9 protein-coding genes are annotated in these 6,611 nt (G+C 60.4%); 4 read left to right on the top strand and 5 right to left on the bottom strand.

Annotated elements, in window-relative coordinates:
- The first annotated feature begins 293 nt into the window (after positions 1 to 293).
- Positions 294 to 1,253 carry a nucleoside-specific channel-forming protein Tsx gene (locus AACY11_RS02400; protein ID WP_339493799.1) on the top strand — a complete coding sequence of 320 codons (960 nt, stop codon included), beginning with the start codon at positions 294 to 296 and terminating at the stop codon, positions 1,251 to 1,253.
- A gap of 15 nt (positions 1,254 to 1,268) precedes the next feature.
- On the top strand, positions 1,269 to 2,291 hold the full coding sequence (locus tag AACY11_RS02405) for a purine-nucleoside phosphorylase (protein ID WP_339431913.1): 1,023 nt from the start codon (positions 1,269 to 1,271) through the stop codon (positions 2,289 to 2,291).
- Positions 2,292 to 2,431: 140 nt separating this feature from the next.
- Here AACY11_RS02405 and AACY11_RS02410 read toward each other — a convergent pair whose 3' ends face one another.
- The 3 genes from AACY11_RS02410 to AACY11_RS02420 form a co-directional block, all read right to left on the bottom strand.
- Positions 2,432 to 3,388 (bottom strand): quinone oxidoreductase family protein, encoded by a 957-nt coding sequence (locus AACY11_RS02410; RefSeq protein ID WP_339464945.1) that lies wholly within the window; start codon positions 3,386 to 3,388, stop codon positions 2,432 to 2,434.
- A gap of 31 nt (positions 3,389 to 3,419) precedes the next feature.
- Positions 3,420 to 3,593 (bottom strand): DUF1427 family protein, encoded by a 174-nt coding sequence (locus AACY11_RS02415; protein ID WP_095138741.1) that lies wholly within the window; start codon positions 3,591 to 3,593, stop codon positions 3,420 to 3,422.
- Between the two features lie 149 nt (positions 3,594 to 3,742).
- Entirely contained in the window at positions 3,743 to 4,519 is a 777-nt protein-coding gene (locus AACY11_RS02420; protein ID WP_339493801.1) for an AraC family transcriptional regulator, read from the bottom strand.
- A 137-nt stretch (positions 4,520 to 4,656) separates the two neighbouring features.
- Between AACY11_RS02420 and AACY11_RS02425 the strand changes: the two genes are divergently transcribed.
- Positions 4,657 to 4,884, top strand: coding sequence for a DUF6555 family protein (locus tag AACY11_RS02425; RefSeq protein WP_221734424.1), 228 nt, complete (start codon positions 4,657 to 4,659; stop codon positions 4,882 to 4,884).
- A 41-nt stretch (positions 4,885 to 4,925) separates the two neighbouring features.
- Positions 4,926 to 5,198, top strand: coding sequence for a hypothetical protein (locus AACY11_RS02430; protein ID WP_221734423.1), 273 nt, complete (start codon positions 4,926 to 4,928; stop codon positions 5,196 to 5,198).
- Between the two features lie 23 nt (positions 5,199 to 5,221).
- Here the strand turns inward: AACY11_RS02430 and AACY11_RS02435 are convergent, their stop codons facing one another.
- Entirely contained in the window at positions 5,222 to 5,389 is a 168-nt protein-coding gene (locus tag AACY11_RS02435; RefSeq protein ID WP_221733310.1) for a metallothionein, read from the bottom strand.
- 194 nt (positions 5,390 to 5,583) lie between these two features.
- The gene (locus AACY11_RS02440; RefSeq protein ID WP_339431908.1) at positions 5,584 to 6,543 is read right to left on the bottom strand and encodes an alpha/beta hydrolase; all 960 of its coding nucleotides are present in this window, start codon (positions 6,541 to 6,543) and stop codon (positions 5,584 to 5,586) included.
- Positions 6,544 to 6,611 lie beyond the last annotated feature (68 nt).

The raw sequence follows: 6,611 nt of genomic DNA on the forward strand, positions 1-6,611 counted from the left end.
GGAAGTCTCTGGCAGGGAATGGGGCGGATTCTAGCAGAGCGTGGGATGGCGGATTTGTGCGGTGAATCGCAGGAGCCCATCGCGAGCAAGCCCGCCCCTATATTTGGAATGCGTGCGCCTGCGCAAGCCAGTCTGCAGGCAGGGCAAGCGCGCACCCACTGAGGATTTTCAACGTACAAGAAAGAATTGGTACGGCTTATGCAAACGTTTGCGAGCCCTCAATCCCGGCATTTTCGTCACAAAACCTTACAGGCCCGCAGACCCGGGCCTTGATCCGTAAAAAAGGACTTTGAATGCACAGCGCCTCGCTTCTTCGCGCCCCATTTTCGCGCACGATTGCTGTTTCCTTGCTACTGGCCGGCGTTACCGGACTTCTCAGCCAAAGTGCTCTGGCACAATCGACGCCAGCCGAAGAGTCCGCCCAAGGCGAAACCCTCAGCCCCGAAGCCAGCCCGCCGAAAAAAGGGGCGTACCTGTCGGATTGGTATAACCAGGACCTGACCCTGATCGGCAGCAAGGACATCAGCTTCGGCCCTCAACCGGCCGACGATATCTACCTGGAATACGAGTATTTCGGACGCAAAGGCCCGTTCGAGCTGTACGGCTACATTGATGTGCCAAAGATTTTCAACATCGGCAACAGCCATGACAAAGGCGTGTGGGACCACGGTTCGCCGGTGTTCATGGAGCACGAACCGCGCATCTCCATCGACTACCTCGCCGGCCGCAGCCTGGCCATCGGCCCGTTCAAGGAATGGTACGTAGCGTTCGACTGGATATACGACCACGGCAGCCGCAAAGAGAACCGCGCCAACACCCTCTACAGCGGCTTCGGCACCGACATCGACACCCATTCGCGGGTCAATCTGTCGGCCAACCTGTATGGGCGTTACCAGTGGGAAAACTACGGTGCGAGCAATGAGTATTCCTGGGACGGCTACCGCGCCCAACTCAAGTACATCATCCCCATCGACAGTTACAGCAACGGCGCCTCGCTGACCTATATCGGCTTTACCAACTTCGACTTCGGCTCCGACATGCACAAGGACAATCCGGCACGCACCGCCAACGCCACGGTGGCGACCAATGTCTTGTTGTACTCGTTCACGCATTTGCGCTTCACGCTGGTGGGGCGTTATTTCCACAACGGCGGCAACTGGGAGGACGGCAGTGAGTTGAACTTCGGCGACGGTAATTTCCGCGCCCGTTCCAACGGCTGGGGTTACTACGCCGGCATCGGTTATCAGTTCTGAATCCAGGAGATGTTCATGCAAGCAATGATGCGAGTTTCACTGGCCGCAGCCACCCTGCTCTCTTCCACGGCGTGGGCTGTCGAAGCGCCGATCCAGCCCAAGGTTGTCCTGATCACCATGTTCGCCCCCGAGGCACAGCACTGGATTGATCGCTTGGAGCTCAAGCAGCAAATCCGCGTGCCGGGCCTGTCCGCCGAATACCCGACCATCCGCTGCAACACGCAGCAGGTGTGCCTGTTGACCACCGGCATGGGCCAGACCAACGCTGCCGCGTCGACCCTGGCACTGGCCTTGTCGCCGAAATTCGACCTGCGCAAAAGCTATTTCCTGATCGCCGGCATTGCCGGGATCAGCCCCAAACACGGTACCCTCGGCACCGCCGCGTGGGCGCATTACCTGGTGGAGTTCGGCACGCAGTGGGAGCTGGATTCACGCGACGCACCGTCGAGCTGGCCGACCGGTTATCTGGGCATCAACACCCGGGGCCCGAACGAAAAACCGCCGCTGGACTACAAGACCGAAGTCTTCGAACTCAACCCGACATTGCAGGCCAAAGCCTTCGCGCTGAGCCACGACGTGGCACTGAGCGAGAGCAAGGAATCCGCCGCGTGGCGCCTGAAATACCCCACCGCCCCGGCCAATCAGCCGCCAGTCGTCACTCGCTGCGACACACTGGCAGGCAACACCTGGTTCTCCGGCACGCGCCTGAGCGAACGGGCCGAGGTCTGGACCAAACTGTTGACCGACAACAAAGGCGAATACTGCACGACGCAACAGGAAGACAACTCGACCTATGAAGCGCTGCTGCGTGCCAGCCGCGAAGGTCTGGTCGACGTGCAGCGCCTGGCCGTGGTGCGCGCCGGCTCCGACTTCGACCGCCCGGCCCCGGGCGGCAGTGAAGTGGACAATTTGCTCAAATACGCCGATCAGGGCGGTTTTGTCCCGGCACTCGAAAACCTCTACCGCGCCGGCAATCCGCTGGTGCAAGACATCCTCAAGCACTGGTCTGCCTGGGAAAACGGCGTCCCGCAATCCTGAACCCCACGCAATACAAACGGTGGGAGCGGGCTTGCTCGCGAAAGCGTCGTATCAGTCGATATTTCTATTGCCTGACACACCGTATTCGCGAGCAAGCCCGCCCACCGTTTTGCGTTGTGGTGTATCAGGGAATCAGGGAATCAGGGAATCAGGATGACCTTGTCACCACGGCCCTGATTGACCTCGGTATACCGCGCCAGGCCTTCGGCCAGCGGCGCTTCCACCAGCCCTTGGGGCAACGGCAGCAAGTCTTCATCGAAGAGGCGCCCGAATTGTTCCAACATGGCCGCGCACGCTTCAACGCCGTACAGCAGCGAGTTGATGCCGACCACCGAACCGCCCTTGCGATACAGCGCCAATGCTGGCAACTGCACATGGCCGTCGGTCGGCGCGGCGATGATGGCGATGCGGCCGAACGGCGCGAGTGCCGCAACGGAGGCCGGCAACCAGAAACCCGTGGTGTCAAAGATCACATCGGCACCGCCGGTATACACCGCGTTGACCTGCGCACCGAGGTCTTCAGGTTTATCCAATTGCAGCGTCTGGTAGCCCTGCGCTTGCAAGTCCTTGACCTGCTCCGGCCGCCGCGCCGCTGCCAACAACTGCGCGCCGCGAACGTTGGCCAACGCCAACGCTGCCGTGGCCACCGCACCGCCGCCGATCACCAGCAAACGGGTTTCGGCGGTAACCAGACTGCGCTCCAGCGCATCCCACGCCGTGGTGTACGGCACGCCGAGGCTGGCAGCCTGGGCGAAACTCAGGTGCGACGGTTTATGCGCAACGCCCTTGATCGGGAGTTTGACGAATTGCGCATGGGAGCCATCGGCGAAAAACCCCAGCTCACGCCCGGTGCCCCAGACTTCCTGACCGATCAACGCCTGCGGGCCTTGGACCACAACCCCGGCAAAATCCCGCCCGGGAATGCGTGGCAGCGTGGTGTAGGGAAAACGCCCGAGGACGTTTTTCACGTCGCTGGGGTTCAGGCCGGCGGCCTTGATCTCGACCAATACTTCATCATCGCCGGGCACCGGGGTCGGCACTTCAACGTAGCGCAGGGAAGACAAGTCGCCGGTTTGATCGAATTGCAGTGCTTTCATGGACACATCCACCGAATAAGAAAGAGGGATTTCAGGACAACCAACCGGCCACCAGTTGCCGGCCCATCGGCCACAACTGCTCACCCGCGAGCATGCCCAGCAAGCCAACCAGCGCAATGGCCGGTGGGGCTGGAGAACGGAAATCCAGCGCACCGTAGAGCAGGCCGACACCAAGGCCGATGCCCAGCGAAATCAGGTAGTTCATGGAGAAAACTCCGCCGCGTAAAGGGAATGGGCAGAGTCTAGGGAAAGGACTTGATCGCTACCGGCCAAGGACTTCTGATTATCGGCCAAATGCCTGAAGTACGCCGACAGTCCCTGTGGCGGGCTTGCCCGCTCCCACAGGATCTGCGTTCAGTCTGCCGTGAATTGTGAAGGGGGAACACCCAGCTCCCGGCGGAACATGTCGCTGAAACTGCTCGGCGAATAGCCCAGCTCACGGGCGATGGCGCTCACGGCAACGCCTTGGATCAACTGCGCCACCGCCGTCGCCAGTTGCACTTGCCGCCGCCATTCGGCGAAGCCCATGCCCAGGCTGTCCTTGAACAACCGCGCCAATGTCCGCACGCTGGCCCCGGCGTGTTCCGCGTGCTGTTCGAAAGAAATCTCCAGCGACGGTGCGGCCATCACCGCCTGACACACATTCATCAAGCGCCGGTCGGAATCGTCCGGCAACGGGATCTTCAACGGCGAACGCCTGGCGCGTTTGAGCTCCAGCAAGGCCAGACCGACCATCGCCTCGTAGTAGGCCGGCTCACCACTGTCGCCTTGCTCCACCAGCCCGACGATCAACTCACGCAGCAACCCGCCGACCTCGATCACCTGCACCGTCTCATCCAGTGTCGCCGCGAGCGCCGGACGCCAGTAGATATTGCGCATCTGCAAATCCGACACCACGCGAATCCCGTGCGGTACCCCGGGCGGCAACCACACCGCCCGCTGCGGCGGCACCACCAGCGCCTCGTGCGGGGTTTCAACCCACATCACCCCGCTCATCGCATACAACAACTGCCCCCAGACATGCTCATGCGGCTCGATATACAAACCACGCGGATATGTACGCGCCAGCGGCTGCACGGGGACATCGGTGTCACTGAGATCGGGGGGCGCAGCGAGGGCCATGGCGAGCATTCATTGGGGGTTGGTGAAGCCGTCATGGTAACCAGTGCGCCACCGCGTCGCCATGGATAGATACCGTCCGACAATCCGAGTGAATTTTCCGCTCGCGCCGCGATCCTTCTATTACCACAGGGAGGATTACGGGCTTTATGAACAACGCAAAACTGTTTGTCATCGATTACACCCTTCACGGCACGCCCAAGTCGTTCATTATCCGCTCGGACAAAATGGACAACGCCGAGGCGTGGCACTGGGCGAGCTGCGACGCGGGAGTGGGTCGAATTCCGCGCTTCGGTCGCGAAAAGGTGCAGAAGACCAGCAAACCGATGGCGGAAAAATTCGGCGTGGAAAACGTCATGTGGCGACCGGCGAGCTAGGCTTTGCCTGGCGATTGGAAAAAATCGGGGGGGAATGCACCATGAGCACCATCAGCAGTCCGGCGCATCTGGATTACGGCCTGGACACACTGTTCGGTCGTATCACCAAAAGTGTCGATTGTCAGGTGGGGCTGGAAGCTGTCGAAGACGACCCGTTCAGCTTCGCCCTGCGCGTGTCAGCGCCGCTCCCCGACAGCCTTGACCAAGCGAAAACCGTGGTGGTCAGGGTTGAAGGCCGACGATTGCAAGGCACAGTGCGGCATACCGAACGGCTGGATGACGACAGCCTGAAACTGCAAGTGGAGCCTGATTAGGCTCCACTTTTTGTGAGCGGTCGTTAGCCGTGTGCGCATTTACAGCCCTTGCTTGAACACGCCTCACCATGTTCGTGGTGCTTGGCACAGCCTTCGCAGCAGTAGTGCTTGCCGTGGCGCGCAATCGGATGTTCGCCGAGCTTGCAGTTGCATTTAGGACAGTCACAGGTGCTTTCAGAAGTAACAGGCATGGGACAGACTCCTTCAGTGGTGGTTGTCTGAGGCTTGAAGGGCAAGCCATAGCAATCAGTGTAGGAGCTGTCGAGGGCTGCGATCTTTTGATTTGGTTTTTCCGCGGATTTGAGCTTGAGGTTTGTGAGCATATCCGTTGCCGCGGCAACGCCTGCTCAGGGTTGCCCAAAGCAACGGATATTCACCCATCCCGTCATGCCACAGCAAACACCTCGACCAAACGCTCAGCAATATGCTGCTGCGCCTCTTGAGCCTCATCGATAATCGCGCCCATGCGCATGAAGTCGTGGGTCATGCCCTCATAAACCTTCAATTGCACCTCAACCCCCGCCGCCTGCAAATGACGCGCATACGCCACGCCCTCGTCGTGCAACGGATCACACTCGGCCAGCACCAACAGCACCGGCGCGACATTGGCGTTGACCTGCGCCAGCAACGGCGAAAACCGAGGATCGAGACGATCGCTGACATCACGCTGATAGTGCTCGTAGAACCAGTGCAGCGAATCTTTCTCCAGCAAATGCCCTTCGCCAAAACGCTCGATCGACGGCGTGCTGCGACTGGCATCCGTGACCGGATAAATCAGCACCTGCAAGCGCGGCTGCACGGCGGCGCCCGCCAGTTGCGCGGCGAGTACCGTGGCCAGGCTGCCGCCGACACTGTCACCGGCTATCGCCAGGCGCGAGGCGTCGATGCCCATATCCTCGGCACTGACCACCAGCCAATCCCAGGCATCCCGGGCATCATCGGCCGCCGTTGGAAAGCGAAACTGCGGCGCCAACCGATAAGCCACCGACAGCACCACACAATCGGCCATCGACGCCAATGCCCGGCAAAGCGAATCATGGGAATCGAGGCTGCCGACCACATAACCCCCGCCGTGGAAATACAACAGCGCCGGACGTCCGGCACCTGCATACAAGGGCTGATTGCTGTAGATCCGTGCGTTCAGGCGCGTACCATCGCGCACGGGTAATTGCAGTTCATCCACCACTTGCAAGTCTTCGCCGCCGGCATCCATCAACAGTGACGACCGATCAAATTGCTCGCGGGCTTCTGCCGGGCTCAGCTCATGCATGCCAACACGTTTGCCACTGGCACGGCCGTTACCGACCAGTTGCAGGAATGCGGCGATATCAGGGTTCAAAGGCATTTAATTCTCCAAAAGCATTCGCACGCTATGAGCGCCCGAATGCTTTCTTTCCGGTTTCAGAGCAAATT

The sequence above is a fragment of the Pseudomonas sp. RA_105y_Pfl2_P56 genome, from assembly GCF_963970845.1.
Lineage (GTDB): Bacteria > Pseudomonadota > Gammaproteobacteria > Pseudomonadales > Pseudomonadaceae > Aquipseudomonas > Aquipseudomonas baetica_A.